The sequence below is a fragment of the Mesorhizobium sp. B2-3-13 genome (genome assembly GCF_006442195.1).
GTDB classification, from domain to species: domain Bacteria; phylum Pseudomonadota; class Alphaproteobacteria; order Rhizobiales; family Rhizobiaceae; genus Mesorhizobium; species Mesorhizobium salmacidum.
Genome location: NZ_VFVQ01000012.1, coordinates 165,545 through 180,299 on the forward strand (window position 1 = coordinate 165,545; position 14,755 = coordinate 180,299).

A 14,755-nucleotide genomic window follows, 5' to 3' on the forward strand; every position below is an offset into this window, starting at 1 on the left:
CGTCGGACGCCGACGATCTTACGATCGCGTTGGGCATGAGCGACCTCCCGGTCGCGCGGAACGACCTGCCGGTCGTGGTGAAGGTCAAGGCCTGAAGCCGGCGCTTGGCACGGGGCTCGCTTGCGCATGACCGGGCAGACCGTTTCCATCACCCCCAGTTCCATCATCATCGTCGGCGGCGGCGCCAGCGGCGTCGTGCTGGCCGCCCATCTGCTCAAATCGCCCAATCCGGACCTGCGCGTCACACTGATCGAAAAGCGCCCGCATTTCGGCCAGGGCATCGCCTATTCGACGCTGCTGTCGGCGCATGTGCTGAATGTCAGTGCGGCCGGCATGAGCGCCTATGCCGACGATCCCGGCAATTTCTGGCGCTGGCTGCTGGAACGGGGGCTGGCGACACCGGAGCAGGCTCCGGTCTACGCGCCGCGCAGCCTCTATGCGCGCTATCTCAAGGAATTGCTCGACGATCTGGAGACGCGCGAGCGCGAGACGGGCCGGCTGCGCCTGATCCGCGAGGAGAGCCTGTCGATTTCGCCCACCGGATCCGGCGTCGAGGTGGCGCTCGCCAACGGCACCAGCGTGGTTGCCCATCTTGCTGTGCTCGCCACCGGCCATGACGAACAGCCCGCGCAGGGCCATGCGATCCGGCTGGGCTCGGAGGCCGATACCGCGCTCGATCCGGACAGCCGGATCGTGGTGCTGGGCACCGGGCTCAGCATGGTCGATGCCTTCCTTTCCCTGGAGCAGCGCGGCCATCGCGGCGACATCATCGCGGTGTCGCGGCGCGGCCTGCTGCCCTCGCCGCACCGCAAGGGCAATCCGATCAAGCTCGACGTCGCCGATATCCCGCTCGGCACCCAGCTCTCCTATTTCGTCGGCTGGTTCCGCGACCTCATCCGCGAGAACCAGAAGGCCGGCGTCGACTGGCGCGACGTCGTCGACGGCCTGCGCCCCTTCAACCAGAAGATCTGGCAGAACTGGCCCGCCTCGGCCAAGCGCCGCTTCGTCGAACACACCAAGGCCTGGTGGGACATCCATCGCCATCGCATGGCACCCGAGGTCTACGCCAGGGTGACGGAGGCCGTGCAATCGGGACGCATCCGGCCGATCGCCGGGCGCGTCGTCGGCGTCACGCCGGGCGACGGCTTCGCGGTCGAGGTCCAGTCGCGCCACACACAGCGTCTCGAAACATTCGACGTCGCCCGCATCTATGATTGCTCCGGCATCGTGCGCGACATCTCGACCTCGTCGAACAGCGTGGTGCGCTCGCTGGTCGACCGCGGCCTGGCGCGTCCCGATCCGCTGCGCATCGGCCTCGACGTCTCGGCCAATTGCGAGATTATCGCCGCCGACGGCACCGTCTCGCGAAAAATCCTCGCCGTCGGGCCGCTGACGCGCGGCACCTTCTTCGAGATCGACGCCATTCCCGATATCCGCGTCCAGTGCGCCAGGCTGAGCAAGCTGTTGCTGGGATAGAGCAATTCCGGCGGCGATCGTATATTTGGCAGACCCGCATCCGGCTCAACCCGAAAGCGTCTTCCGCGATCGCACCATAGTCGGCTGAGTGCAGTCTGGTATTTAGCCCAGGTGGCCCTATCTGGGCCGAACAACTTCCGTTCTTAGCTATAAGACGGCAGGACTAAGGTCTTGCGCACCGGTAGGCCTTGGTCCGAGGGGCCTTCAAACGTTCCGGACTTGTCCATTGGACGTTCCGCACTTTAGCCAATTAAGATATTCACGGCTTGACGCAGACCTCTTCCAAAGGGAGCGCGATGCTCCCGCCTTCGACTGGATTTCCTCCCCGAAATGCCGACATCGCACCCCCCCAGGTTGCGATTTCAAGCTGGCCATGGGCTACCCCACGAAAAAGAATGGCCGGTGCGGGGATGCTTGGGTTGAAAGCGGGTCGCACCGGCCATTGCGGGTTAGGCTTCGATTTGGGATCGTCTCCCGCATGACCAAGCTATATGTATATTAGCTATTGCTCAACTAAGACTGAAGTCCCTTCCGCTGTCCGCCGGACGAGACGGTTCAGCCGCCCAATGCCTCACGCACGGCGCGCGCGGTCTCGGCGCCGGAAAAGTTCTGCTGGCCGGTGATCAGGTTGCCGTCGCGCACTGCAAAGGCGCGCCACAGGCCGGCCTGGATGTAGTTGGCGCCGATCGCCTTGAGCTCATCCTCGATCCGCCATGGCATCAAATGTTTTCCGCGCTCCAGCGCGTCCATCCGCCAGGTCGCATTGTCGGCAAAATCCTCCTCGATATTGGCGAACCCGGTCACCGTCTTGCCGGCGGCGAGCAGCGATCCATCGGCGCGCCTGGCATAGCGCAGCAGCGCCGTGCCATGGCAAAGAGCTGCCGCCACCTTGCCCGCTTCATGGAAGGCAACGAAGGTTCGCTGCAGCTCGAAAACGATGATAACGCCGCCGACATCGGCGCGCGCATAGTTTTCGCGCACAATGCCCGCCTTCCACAGCCGCCAGACATTCGAGACTTCATCGCGCAGATGGGGCTTCAAGTCGTCGAGGGTGACGCCGGGTTTGAAGTTGTCATAGGCGAGGATCTTCATCGGCCGTCTCCTTGTGCTGGTATGGCGTATGTTCGGCTAGCATGGCGAAATCGGCGGCTTCAACGAACGAGATGGTTCGTTGAACGGGCCTGAGGGCGCGGCGCTTGGGCGTTAAGGGGGGCGCCGTCCCGCCGGCGTCTCGATCCGGCACCGCACCGCTTCGCCCTGATGGGCCGCTGGAATTTCATTCCCCGTCTGGCCGCCGGATTGGCACGATCTATCTTCTTTCCAACTGCGATCGGCTGGAAAAGACGCTAGGTTGATCCATGGAGGCTCCGACATGAGCGAGCACAGAAAAGCCACTGCCGACGGCGCCCCGTCGGACACCGCAACATCCCGCCTGCGCCCGCCCTTTGCGTCGGTGCTCGATCTCATTGGCCAGACGCCCATCGTCGAGTTGACCAAGTTCGACACGGGAAAATGCCGGCTGTTCATCAAGCTCGAGAGCCAGAATCCGGGCGGCTCGATCAAGGACCGCATAGCGCTGTCGATGATCGCGGCGGCCGAGAAGGATGGCAGGCTGAAGCCCGGCGGCTCCATCGTCGAGGCGACCGCCGGCAATACCGGCCTTGGCCTCGCCCAGGTCGGCATCCCCAAGGGCTACCGCATCATCCTGGTGGTTCCAGACAAGATGTCGCGCGAAAAGATCCAGCATCTGCGCGCGCTCGGCGCCGAAGTGCACATGACGCGCTCCGATGTCGGCAAGGGTCATGCCGAATATTACCAGGACATGGCGGAGAAGATCGCTGCTGAACTGCCCGGCGCCTTCTATGCCAACCAGTTCGCCAACCCGGCCAACCCGCTGGCGCATGAGACGACCACCGGCCCGGAGATTTTCGCGCAGCTTGACGGTGATGTCGACGCGGTGGTGGTCGGCGTCGGCTCGGGCGGCACGCTGACCGGGCTTGGCCGCTTTTTCGCCAAGGCGTCGCCGAAGACGGAGATGGTATTGGCCGATCCGGTCGGCTCGGTGCTGGCGCCGCTGATCAAGACCGGCAAGATGGAAGAGGCGGGAAGCTGGACCGTCGAAGGCATCGGTGAGGATTTCGTGCCGCCCAACGCCGATTTGTCGCTGGTCAGGAAAGCCTATTCCATCACGGACAAGCAGAGCATGCTGGCCGTGCGGGATCTGTTGTCCCGGGAAGGCATCCTGGCCGGTTCTTCCTCCGGCACGCTGCTGTCGACCGCCTTGCGCTATTGCCGCGAACAGACGATGCCCAAGCGCGTCGTCACCTTCGTCTGCGACAGCGGCAACAAGTACCTGTCAAAAGTGTTCGACGATTTCTGGCTGGCCGAGCAGGGGCTGGCCGAACACGAGCAGCATGGCGACCTGCGCGACCTCGTCATGCGCACCCACCGCACCGGCGACACGGTCTATGTCGGCCCGGACGAGAGCCTGCTCAACGCCTATGGCCGCATGCGCCGCTCCGACGTCTCGCAACTGCCGGTGCTCGACAATGGCAAGCTGGTCGGCATCGTCGACGAAAGCGACATCCTGGCCCATGTCGACGGTCCCTATGACGGACGCTGGGAGCGCTTCAGCGGCCCGGTGAGAACGGCCATGACCTCCAACCTGCACACGCTGCAGGCCAGCCAGACGCTGGACGCGCTGCTGCCGGTGTTCGACCGCAACGAGGTCGCCATCATCTTCGACGGCGACGAGTTCGTCGGCCTGATTACCCGTATCGACCTGATCAACCATCTGAGGCGCCGCGCAAAATGACCACATCCGGCAAGAACCGCCTGGCCTTCTCCACCCGCACCATCCATGGCGGCCAGAGCCACGATCCGCTGACAGGTGCTGTGATGGTGCCGATCTACGCCACCTCGACCTACGGCCAGCAATCGCCCGGCGTGCACAAGGGTTTCGAATATGCCCGCAGCCAGAACCCGACGCGCTTCGCCTTCGAGCGCGCCGTGGCGGACCTGGAAAGCGGCTCGGCGGCCTTCGCTTTTGCTTCCGGCCTGGCATCGATCGCCACCGTGCTGGAACTGCTCGATTCCGGCGCCCATATCGTCGCCACCGACGACATCTATGGCGGCTCGTTCCGGCTGATGGAGCGGGTGCGCAAGGGCTCGGCCAACCTGCAGGTGAGCTTCGTCGACTTCACCGACCTTGCGGCGGTAGAGGCGGCGATCCGGCCGGAGACCAAGATGCTGTGGGTCGAGACGCCGACCAATCCATTGCTACGCATCGTCGACCTCGAGGGCGTTGCGGCGCTCGCCAGGCGCAAGGGAATCCTCTCGGTCGCCGACAACACCTTCTGCAGCCCCTATATCCAGCGGCCGCTGGAGCTCGGCATCGACATCGTCGTCCACTCGACGACCAAATATCTGAACGGCCATTCCGACATGGTCGGCGGCGTCGCTGTCGTCGGCGACAACAAAGATCTCGCCGACCGGCTGAAATTCCTGCAGAACGCCATCGGCGCCATATCGGGTCCGTTCGACAGTTTCCTGGCGCTGCGCGGTTTGAAGACCCTGGCGCTCAGGATGGAGCGCCATTGCGCCAACGGCCTGAAAATCGCGCAATGGCTGGAAGCCCGCAGGGATGTGCGCCGCGTCATCTATCCCGGCCTTGCCAGCCATCCGCAGCACGCCATAGCAGTCCAGCAGATGCATGCCTTCGGCGGCATGATATCAGCGGTGCTCGATCGCGATCTTGCCGGCACGAAGCGCTTCCTCGAACGCACGCAGCTGTTCACGCTGGCCGAAAGCCTCGGCGGGGTGGAGAGCCTGATCGAACACCCGGCGCTGATGACGCATGGCTCGATCCCCGCCGGGAAGCGGGCGGAGATCGGCATATCGGATTCGCTGGTGCGGTTGTCGGCGGGCATCGAGGACGGCGATGATCTTATCGCGGACCTGGATCAGGCACTGGAGGGCTGAGTGGCTCCGCTGAGGCGAGGCAATAGTAGAAGCTGGCGCCGCCAACGTTTCGGATAGGCAATTGACCCCAACCGCCATTCGCCCGAGATGTAGCGCCCATGGCCACGCGCGAACCACCCACAGACGCACCCCTCACCTTCGCGGTGCTGGTGTTCCCCGGCTTTCCGATGATGGCGTTCAGCTCCGTCATCGAGCCGCTGCGCGCCGCCAACATACTGGCGAAGCGGGAATGCTACCGCTGGATCATCGTCGGGGCGACGCAGGATCCGGTCGAGGCTTCCAATGGCGTCGTCATCCAGCCGGGGTTTTACGCCGAGGCCGCACCCAAGGTCGACCGCATCGTGGTCTGCTCGGGAGGCGATGCCGATCACCTCGTGGCGGAGGACGCGGCGAGCTGGATCCGCCGCAGCCTGCGCGCCGGCGCCCATATCGGCGCGGTGGCGGACGCGGCGTTCTTCCTGGCGCGCGCGGGCCTGCTCGACGGCCATGCCTGCACCTTGCACTGGACCAGCCAGGCGGCCTTCACCGAAGCCTTCCCCAACATCGAGCTTAGACGCGACCTCTATGTCATCGACCGCAAGCGCTTCACTTCGGCCGGCGGCGTCGGCAGCCTCGACATGATGCTGGAGATCATCACCCGTGACTACGGCGCCGAGCTGGCCGCCGGCGTCGCCGAGTGGTTCGTGCACAGTCCCTTGCGATCGAGCGTCGACCGCAAGCTGATGCCGCTGCGCCTGCGTACCGGGGTGCAAAACGAGCTTGTGCTGTCGGCCATCGCCATCATGGAGGATGCGGTGGAGGAACGGCTCGGCATGGCGGAGCTGACCGCGCGGCTTGGCGTGTCGTCCGACAAGCTCGAACGCAGCTTCCGCTCCGAACTCGCCATCTCGCCCAACGGCTACTACCGGCGGCTCCGGTTGAAGCGCGCCGCCGACCTGCTGGCGCATTCGACATTGGCCGTGCGCGACGTGGCGCTGGCCTGCGGCTTTGCCTCGATGTCGAGCTTTGCCCGGGCGTTTCGCGAGGAGCATGGGCATCCGCCGAAGCTGGCGAGGAGGCATTAGGGCTAGAACTCAACCTGCTGGTTGTAGCCAACGGGGCGGAGAGGGGTTCGCTTAGTTCTCGACGACAAAGGTGCCGTCTGTGTCTTGGTAGACGAACAACTCGACGGCATCGTGTTTTTGGCGGTCGATCGAAATCGCGACGAAGTCATCCCCACCCAAGTGGAGCGTAATCCTTTCATCGGTGGATGTAACGCGTTCGATACACGAACCGCCGGCTTCGTCACTCAAGCGCAGCGACACTTCTGTATAAACGGTAAGCCCAGTGCCGTCGGAGAAAAGAACGCTGATCCCGAACCCCGGCTCGCTCCTCTCAACGGAGCGGATCGATTTGCCGATCATTCTTTCTCTGAAGGTTTGCACAGCACTCTTCCCGATCTGTTGTTAGCGGATAACAGGATCGATTGGTGGCAGGCGAACGTTGGCTCGGGTAATCATCCATTGGACCACTTCAACAGGCACATCAGCCTGATATAAGTTATGGTCATCTTCCCATCGACATCTGAGAGGAAAATCTCACCGACTATGTGATTTTCTTGGTCAACAAGCTCCAGATACATGCCATCACGTTGGACATCGCTGCCAATAGTGGCTTCATAGCTTCGTCCGGCCAATTCAATTATGCAACCAGTATCCGCGAATGATGCATGGCCCGCAATGGGCGGTTAGCAGTAGTTCAATCGATGGCCGCCAGCTAAAGATCGAACTCAATCGTTCGGTTGATGATTCTGGCCTAAGGTGTAGCGGCATTCCGCACAACCCACGCGGTTTTCCGCACAATCCCTCCGCGCCTGCTGCGCCATGGTCACGCCTTGCAACCCACCCCAGGCCAGGCACCCCCATGAGCATCGTCGTATTCGACCCCGACAGCACCGAGGACGTCGACTTCAAGGACCGCATGCGCCACCCGGCGGCGGCTGATCCAGCGGGCGGCATGTGGCTGTCGGACACGGAACCGTCCTTCATCGATGCCGACGCCTTGCGCAAAGGCCGGCTGGCGAAACTGCGCGGCTGGATGCGCGAGGCCGGCTATGGCGGCGTGGTGCTGTTCGACCCCTATAACCAGCGTTACGCCACCGGCTCGCGCAACATGTTCGGCTACTTCCTGCGCAACTCGACCCGCTATTTATTCATTCCGACCGACGGGCCGATCGTGCTGTTCGAATATCCGCAGAGCTACCATGTCTCCATGGTGCTCGACACGATCGACGAGGCGCGGCCTTCCAAGCTTGTCTGGTCTTCCGTGTCGGGCCGCGACGACGAAACCGCCGGTCCGTTCGCCGACGAGATCGCCGAACTGTTGAAGAGGCATGGCGGCGGCTCGATGAAGCTCGGGCTCGACCGCTGCAGCCACCTGCAGGCGCTGGCGCTTGAAAAGCGCGGCTGCGAGGTCAAGGATTGCCAGGGCGAGATTTTGGCCGTGCGCGCGGTGAAGACGCCTGAGGAGGTGAAATGCCTGCAGGTGTCGATGGCCGGCGCCGAGGCTGCGGTCTATGCGGTGCGTGAGGCAATCAAGCCCGGCGTATCCGAAAACGAGCTGTTCGCCATCATGTATGGCGAGGTTATCCGCCAGGGCGGCGAGTTCATCGAGACCCGGCTGCTGACCTCGGGCCAGCGCACCAACCCGTGGTTCAACGAGGCCAGCGGCCGCAAGATCAGGCCCGGCGAGTTGCTGGCGCTCGATACCGACACGATCGGCTGCTATGGCTACTACTCGGACTTCTCGCGTACCTTCCGCTGCGGGCCGGGCAAGCCGACCCCCTATCAGAAGTCGCTCTACCGCATGGCGCACGACCAGGTTCAGCACAACATTTCGATCGTCAAACCCGGCATGGCCTTCCGCGAGATCGCCGAGAAGGCGTGGAAAATTCCGGACCGCTTCGTCGACCAGCGCTACACCTCGGTCATGCATGGCGTCGGCATGCATGGCGAGACACCGTTCATCGCGCATGCCATGGATTACGAGACCTATGGCCGCGACGGCCATATCGTGCCAGGCATGGTGGTGAGCGTGGAAAGCTATATTGGCGAGAAGGGCGGCCGCGAGGGCGTCAAGCTGGAGGACGAGATCCTGATCACCGACACCGGGACCGAGCTTCTGTCGCGCTTCCCCTACGAGGACGAGTTTTTGGAGAAAGAGGTTTGAGCTCCGCTGCCGCACTCGGTGACGTCGCCTTTTCGGCTGGCGCAAACGCCCATCGCTTCGTCATCCTAGGGAGGAGCAAGGCGCGCGGCGACGCGGCACAGACCTCTGGAGCTTCGCTCCTGCTTCGCCCCGTGGATGACGAGGAGCCGCCGGTCAATCGCCACCGGCTGCGCCAACTCGCGTTGGCCGACCGCTGCCCAGGCGCATCCGCATGAAAAGCCCTATCTCGATCAAGCGCGGCACGGTGGCCGCCATCTTCATCGACCTGCAGGAAGAGCACCGGCAGGACCCGCGCTATCTCGTCGAGGACTACGAAAAAATCCTCGCCAATGTGCAGCGCCTGCAGGCGACGGCGCGGCAGAACCATGTGCCGCTTCAGCACTGGGCCTATATTGTCGATCTCGACAACCAGGACCGGCCCTTTCATCCGGTCGGCGAAGACGGCAAGTCGGCCTTTTCCGACAAGAGCGACCCGCTGACCGAAATCTGCCGCGAGGTGGCGCCGGCGGATGGCGAGGCGCTGCTGATCAAGGCGGAGGCCAGCGCCTTCCGCTCCGGTCCGGCGGGCGCCCGGCTCAAGGCTTCCGGCATCGAATGGCTGGTCATCGCTGGCGTGTGGACCGAGGCCTGCATCGACGCGTCGGTCAAGGACGCGGTGGCGAAGGGCTTTCGCGTGCTGCTGGTCAAGGATGCCTGCGGCAGCGGCAGCGCGGCCATGCACCAGACCGGCATCCTCAACCTTGCCAATCGGCTCTATGGCGGCGCCGTCACCGACACCGACGGCGCCTGCCGGCTGCTGGCCGGCGAGACGGTCACCGTCTGGCAGGTCCAGGGCTCCGTACCCCTGCGCTTCACCTTTGAAAACGCCGCCCGCCTCTATGCCGAGCTTTGACGTGCCCCTCGGAGTGAAATGACCAGCCGCGGCAAATACGGACCTTGGCTCGATCCGGCACTTTGGGCCTATATCGACAGCATCAACGCCTGGTATCAGCCCGAAATCGCCGGCCTGCCGGTCGAAAAGCAGCGCGCGGTCTATGCCAGGATGTGCCGGGCTTTCCACCAGGGCCGTCCACCCGGGGTCAAGGCCAGCGACAGCCTGATCGCCGCTTCGAAGAATGGCATCCCGGTCCGCCGCTACCGGCTCGCCGGCGCGGCGCCGCGTGCGACGGTGCTCTATTTCCACGGCGGCGGCTTCATCCTCGGCGGGCTCGAAAGCCATGACGACATCTGCGCCGAAATCTGCGCCGGCACCGGCTTTGACGTGCTGTCGGTCGACTACCGGCTCGCACCCGAGCACCTTCACCCCGCCGCCTTCGACGATGCGCTGGCGGCTTTCGAATGGGCGGCTGCAAGCGATCTGCCGCTCGTGCTCTGCGGCGAAAGTGCCGGCGGCAACCTGGCGGCGGCGGTGGCACAGGCCGCGCGTCACCATCCGCGCGCCGCGATCGGCCAGGTGCTGATCTATCCCGATCTCGGCGGCAACGAGGCGATGGACTCCTATGTCGAACACGCTGACGCGCCGCTGCTGTCGACAGGCGATGCCGCCTTCTACCGTGACGTCAGGTCAGCCAGGAAGCAATCGCCCGACGATCCGACCTTCTCGCCGTTGCGCGACCGCGATTTCTCCGGCCTGCCGCCTACGGTGATCATCACGGCGGAGTGCGATCCGCTATCGTCGGACGGCGAGGCCTATCGCGATCGCATCCTGGAAGCCGGCGGCAAAGCCTGGTGGGATGAGGAGCCCCGCCTCGTGCACAGTTTTTTGCGCGCCCGCACGACCGTGCCGGCCGCGGCGGAAGCCTTTGGGCGTATCGTCGCGGCGGTCGCCGCGCTGGGCCGGGGGGAGTGGCCCTACTGAGGCCGCTCGCCGGACGGTTTTATGAGGACAGCGCCTGGGCTGCTTCCTGGAGGGAGGCTTTCAGCCACAGCGCCTTGTCGCCGAGCGTTGCAACCATGGCTGCATGCGCCGCGCGCTCTGCCTCTGTAAGACGCGGCAGCAGTGGCGCCGGCCGTTCGGCGACGATGATCTCGATCTGGCGGACATTGTCGCCGCCCCGCGCCGGTGCGCTTGCGCTGTCGAGGATCAGCGCCGCCTGCTTGCCACCGATCAGTTCGATATAGACCTCTGCCAGCAATTCGGAATCGAGCAGGGCGCCGTGCTTGGTGCGCTTCGTGTTGTCGATGCCGTAGCGCCGGCACAGCGCGTCGAGCGAATTGGGACCCATCGGGTGCTTGCGGCGCGCCAGGGCCAGCGTGTCGACGACAAGCCCGTTGTCGACAGGGGGGTGGCCGAGCCGGCCGAATTCGACATTGAGGAAGCCGATATCGAACGTGGCGTTGTGGGCGACCAGCTTGGCGCCTTCCGTGAATTTCAGCCATTCCTCGGCAATTTCGGCGAAGCTCGGCTTGCCCGCGAGGTCAGCCGCGCTGATGCCGTGCACGGACTGCGCCTCGGCGTGGATCGCGCGGCCTTGCGGGTTGATATAGTGATGGAAGGTCCTGCCGGTCGGAAAACGATTGACCAACTCGACGCCGCCAAGCTCGATCACGCGGTCGTCGCGCGAATCGAGGCCGGTGGTTTCCGTATCGAAAATAATCTCACGCATCGAATCAGGTCGCTCCTGGGAGCAGAATCGTCAGACCGGAACAAAATGGCAATGGGCAATGCCTCTTTTCCTTCTCCCCTTCTTGTGGGAGACGGAAAAAGCTAGCGGCCAGAACCCCCCTTGATTTCGGCGATAATCGCCGCGACCGCGGCACGCGCAGCCTCCAGCCCCTCGCCGGTGTCGATGACGAAATCGGCCAGCCGGCGCTTTTCGGCATCCGGCACCTGCTTGGCCAGGATCGACGCCAGTTTTTCCTCGCTCATGCCCGGCCGCGCCAGCACGCGCTGGCGCTGGACTTCGGCCGGCGCGGTGACGACGACGACCTTGTCGACCCGGCCACGGCCGCCGGTTTCGAACAGCAGCGGGATGTCGAGGACCGCGATCGATTCGCCGGCGTTACGATGCCTGGCCAGGAAGGCATCGGCATCGGCGCGGACCAGCGGATGGATGATGGCTTCGAGCTTTTTCAAGGCCGCCGCATCGCCGAGCACACGGGCGGCGAGTTTTGCGCGGTCGACGCTTCCGCCAAAGGTGGTGCCGGGAAAGGCGGCCTCAACCAGGGGGGCCGCCTTGCCGGCATAGAGGCGATGCACCGTCTCGTCGGAATCATGCACCGGCACGCCGGCCTCGGCGAACATCCTGGCCGTCGTCGACTTGCCCATGCCGATCGAGCCGGTGAGGCCGAGCACGATCATGGTTTCGACGCCGGAGACTTGGGCACAAGATCGGCAACGATGAGCGCGCGGAGCTCGGCCGTAACCTTCGGCCTGACGCCGAACCAGCGCTCGAAGCCTGGCACCGCTTGGTTGAGCAACATGCCGAGCCCGTCGACCGTCTTCAGCCCCCGTGCCCGTGCGGCCGCGAGCAGCGGGGTCTCGAGCGGCACGTAGACGATGTCGTTGACCACGGCATGGTCGGGCAGCAGCGTGGGGTCGGCCGGCAAACCCTCATTGCCCTGCATGCCCAACGCGGTGGTGTTGACCAGCAGGCCGGCGTCGCCCAACAATTCGGCGGTCGCGGCCAGTTCGTGCGCCGAAACGCCGGCGCCAAAGCGGTCGCGCAATTCAATCGCCCGGGCGAGCGTGCGGTTGGCGATGCGGATGTCGCCGACGCCGCGCTCCTTCAAGGCGTGGATGGCGGCACGGGAAGCGCCGCCGGCACCCAGCACCACGGCCGGGCCATTGGCCGCCCAGCCCGCGGCGTAATCGTCGAGATTGGCGGCAAAGCCATGGCCGTCGGTATTGCCGCCCCACAAAGTGCCGTCATCGAGCCACAGCGTGTTGACGGCGCCGATCTCGTCCGCCGCATGGTCGCGGTGCGCGACCCGGGCAAAGGCCGCCTCCTTGTGCGGAATGGTGACGTTGCCGCCGCGATAGCCGTTGGCCTGCATGTTCGCCAGGAAATCGGCGAAATCCCGCGGTGCCACGTCGATCGCCTGGTAGCTGCCGTCAATGCCGTGCTTGGCCAGCCAGTGGCCGTGGATCATCGGCGAGCGCGAATGTTTTATCGGATGGCCGGTGACGAAGGCCTTCTTCATTGCCTCAGCCATCGATGGCTCCCAAGGTACGGAGCTCCGCCAGCAACGGCAGCAGTGGCAGGCCGACAATGGTAAAATGGTCGCCTTCGATTTTTTCGAACAGCTGGACGCCTTCGCCTTCGATTTGATACGCGCCGACGCTCGACAATGCCTTGGCGCCAACCCTGGCGAGATGCCGGCCGATGAAGGCGGGGTCGAGCTTGCGCATGGTCATCGAGGCGATGCCGACATGGCGCCACAGCACCTTGGCGTCGCGCACCAGCACTGCGGCGCTGTTGAGCTGATGGGTCCTGCCCGACAGCGCCAGGAGATGGCGGCGCGCGCCCTCCATGTCGGCGGGCTTGTGGAACACCTCGTCGCCCAAGGACAGCGTCTGGTCGCAGCCGAGCACCAGCGCGCCGGGCCGGCGCTCGCTGACTTCGGTGGCCTTGGCTTCGGCGAGCACCAGGGCGACGTCCTCGGGCGAGGCGCCGCTGTCTTGCAAGGGCGCCTCCAGCGCCCGCTCGTCCAGCGTCGCGGGAACCGCCTCGATGTCGACGCCGGCGTCGACCAGCATCGCCTTGCGGAACGGGCTGCCCGAAGCGAGGATGATTTTTTCTGTCATGATCTTTCGCCTGTTACCTGTCATTGAGTTGCTGGCTGAATGGGACGCTAGCGGCCGCTGCACCCCTTGGCCATTGTAACGGCATGGATCCTAGGGTCTGCGCGACGGAGCTTCGCTCCTGCTTCGCCCTAGGATGACGAATGCATTGCAATCCACGGCTAACCTCAACCGCGGGAGATTTGCAGTTGTGTCGCCGCATAAGAAGTGACGATGCTGGCAAGTCGCAAAACCTTCGAGATTAGCCGAGACTATCATCCCTTCGTCATCCTAGGGCGAAGCAAGGAGCGAAGCGACGCAGCGCAGACCCTAGGATCCATGCCGTGACCTTTCGAACCACGCAGCGGTGCTGTTGGCAGGGTGGCGCACGGTTCCAATTATCTGTTCTTCCCCCTAAGGGCAACGATCGCCGCCGCCGTCTCCTCGATCGAGCGGCGGCTGACGTCGATCATCGGCCAGCCATGGCGGGTGCAGATCTGGCGGGCATAGGCGAGCTCTTCGTTGATGGCGGCGCGGTCGACATAGTCGGTCGGCACGTAGGTGCTCGAATTGCCGAGGATGCGGTTCTGGCGCACATGCGATATGCGCTCGGCGGTGGCGATCAATCCCACGATCAGCGGTGTCCTGGCGTTGACCAGGCTTTCGGGCACCGGCACGCCGAGCACGATCGGGATGTTGGCGGTCTTGATGCCGCGGTTGGCGAGATAGATGCTGGTCGGCGTCTTCGAGGTGCGCGAAATGCCGATCAGCACGACGTCGGCGTCATCCATGTTTGCCGGCAGCTGGCCGTCATCATGGTCCATGGTGAAGTTGAGCGCATCGATGCGCCGGAAATATTCGGCGTCGAGAACATGCTGGGCGCCGACGCGGCGGCCGGCCGGCGTTCCGAGATAGGACTGGAAGACGGTCAGCACGGGCTCCAGCACGGACACGCAAGGCAGGCCCATGGCCGCGCAGCGTTCGTCGATACCGTGCGCCAGCTTCTGGTCGACCACCGTGTAGAGGATGATGCCCGGCTCCTCCTCTATGTCCTCGAACACTTTGGCTATCTGCTTTTCGGTGCGGATGAGCGGGTAGATGTGTTCGATGGCGCGCGCATCCTTGTACTGCGCCGAAGCGGCGCGGCCGGCGGCGAGCAGCGTTTCCCCCGTGGCGTCGGAAATCAGATGCAGGTGAAAGAAGCTTTGGGGTTTGTTCACAGGGGTCACCTGGGGCTGTGGGCGGATGTGGATAAGATCGAACGGGCAGGCATGCCGGCGAAAGGCGACTGTATCAGATGCCGGTTTGTCCACAATTCGATGCGCTGTCAGCTTCGCCGGACGGCTGGGGACAAGTCCGTGGACGAAG

The 14,755-nt window shown here is 64.3% G+C and carries 14 protein-coding genes; 7 read left to right on the forward strand and 7 right to left on the reverse strand.

Annotated features, from left to right (window positions below; translation table 11 throughout):
- The first annotated feature begins 126 nt into the window (after positions 1–126).
- Positions 127–1,476, forward strand: coding sequence for an FAD/NAD(P)-binding protein (locus FJ941_RS16500; protein WP_140507154.1), 1,350 nt, complete (start codon positions 127–129; stop codon positions 1,474–1,476).
- 555 nt (positions 1,477–2,031) lie between these two features.
- On the opposite strand, the gene FJ941_RS16505 is transcribed toward FJ941_RS16500, so the two are convergent.
- On the reverse strand, positions 2,032–2,568 hold the full coding sequence (locus FJ941_RS16505; protein ID WP_140507156.1) for a hypothetical protein: 537 nt from the start codon (positions 2,566–2,568) through the stop codon (positions 2,032–2,034).
- Between the two features lie 280 nt (positions 2,569–2,848).
- Between FJ941_RS16505 and FJ941_RS16510 the strand changes: the two genes are divergently transcribed.
- The 3 genes from FJ941_RS16510 to FJ941_RS16520 all read left to right on the forward strand — a co-directional run bounded on the left by FJ941_RS16510 (position 2,849) and on the right by FJ941_RS16520 (position 6,521).
- Positions 2,849–4,291, forward strand: coding sequence for a pyridoxal-phosphate dependent enzyme (locus FJ941_RS16510; protein WP_140507158.1), 1,443 nt, complete (start codon positions 2,849–2,851; stop codon positions 4,289–4,291).
- Positions 4,288–5,457 carry a PLP-dependent aspartate aminotransferase family protein gene (locus FJ941_RS16515; RefSeq protein ID WP_140507160.1) on the forward strand — a complete coding sequence of 390 codons (1,170 nt, stop codon included), beginning with the start codon at positions 4,288–4,290 and terminating at the stop codon, positions 5,455–5,457. Before FJ941_RS16510 ends, FJ941_RS16515 begins: the two co-directional genes overlap by 4 nt.
- A gap of 98 nt (positions 5,458–5,555) precedes the next feature.
- Positions 5,556–6,521, forward strand: coding sequence for a GlxA family transcriptional regulator (locus tag FJ941_RS16520; RefSeq protein WP_140507162.1), 966 nt, complete (start codon positions 5,556–5,558; stop codon positions 6,519–6,521).
- Between the two features lie 51 nt (positions 6,522–6,572).
- Here the strand turns inward: FJ941_RS16520 and FJ941_RS16525 are convergent, their stop codons facing one another.
- The gene (locus FJ941_RS16525) at positions 6,573–6,860 is read right to left on the reverse strand and encodes a hypothetical protein (RefSeq protein WP_140507164.1); all 288 of its coding nucleotides are present in this window, start codon (positions 6,858–6,860) and stop codon (positions 6,573–6,575) included.
- Positions 6,861–7,359: 499 nt separating this feature from the next.
- Here FJ941_RS16525 and FJ941_RS16530 point away from each other — a divergent pair, with 499 nt between their 5' ends.
- The 3 genes from FJ941_RS16530 to FJ941_RS16540 all read left to right on the forward strand — a co-directional run bounded on the left by FJ941_RS16530 (position 7,360) and on the right by FJ941_RS16540 (position 10,522).
- The gene (locus FJ941_RS16530) at positions 7,360–8,664 is read left to right on the forward strand and encodes a Xaa-Pro peptidase family protein (RefSeq protein WP_140507166.1); all 1,305 of its coding nucleotides are present in this window, start codon (positions 7,360–7,362) and stop codon (positions 8,662–8,664) included.
- A 211-nt stretch (positions 8,665–8,875) separates the two neighbouring features.
- On the forward strand, positions 8,876–9,556 hold the full coding sequence (locus FJ941_RS16535) for an isochorismatase family protein (RefSeq protein WP_140507168.1): 681 nt from the start codon (positions 8,876–8,878) through the stop codon (positions 9,554–9,556).
- Between the two features lie 18 nt (positions 9,557–9,574).
- On the forward strand, positions 9,575–10,522 hold the full coding sequence (locus FJ941_RS16540; protein ID WP_140507170.1) for an alpha/beta hydrolase: 948 nt from the start codon (positions 9,575–9,577) through the stop codon (positions 10,520–10,522).
- A 19-nt stretch (positions 10,523–10,541) separates the two neighbouring features.
- On the opposite strand, the gene dnaQ is transcribed toward FJ941_RS16540, so the two are convergent.
- From dnaQ to FJ941_RS16565, 5 genes are all read right to left on the reverse strand, one after another.
- On the reverse strand, positions 10,542–11,270 hold the full coding sequence (gene dnaQ, locus FJ941_RS16545) for a DNA polymerase III subunit epsilon (RefSeq protein ID WP_140507172.1): 729 nt from the start codon (positions 11,268–11,270) through the stop codon (positions 10,542–10,544).
- A gap of 101 nt (positions 11,271–11,371) precedes the next feature.
- On the reverse strand, positions 11,372–11,965 hold the full coding sequence (gene coaE / locus FJ941_RS16550) for a dephospho-CoA kinase (protein WP_140507174.1): 594 nt from the start codon (positions 11,963–11,965) through the stop codon (positions 11,372–11,374).
- Positions 11,962–12,819: a shikimate dehydrogenase gene (locus FJ941_RS16555; protein WP_140507176.1), complete on the reverse strand. Its 858-nt coding sequence runs from the start codon at positions 12,817–12,819 to the stop codon at positions 11,962–11,964. The genes coaE and FJ941_RS16555 overlap by 4 nt, the downstream gene beginning before the upstream one ends.
- Positions 12,812–13,411: a Maf-like protein gene (locus tag FJ941_RS16560; protein WP_140507178.1), complete on the reverse strand. Its 600-nt coding sequence runs from the start codon at positions 13,409–13,411 to the stop codon at positions 12,812–12,814. Before FJ941_RS16560 ends, FJ941_RS16555 begins: the two co-directional genes overlap by 8 nt.
- A 374-nt stretch (positions 13,412–13,785) precedes the next feature.
- Entirely contained in the window at positions 13,786–14,607 is an 822-nt protein-coding gene (locus FJ941_RS16565; RefSeq protein ID WP_140507180.1) for a pyruvate, water dikinase regulatory protein, read from the reverse strand.
- Between the last annotated feature and the right edge of the window lie 148 nt (positions 14,608–14,755).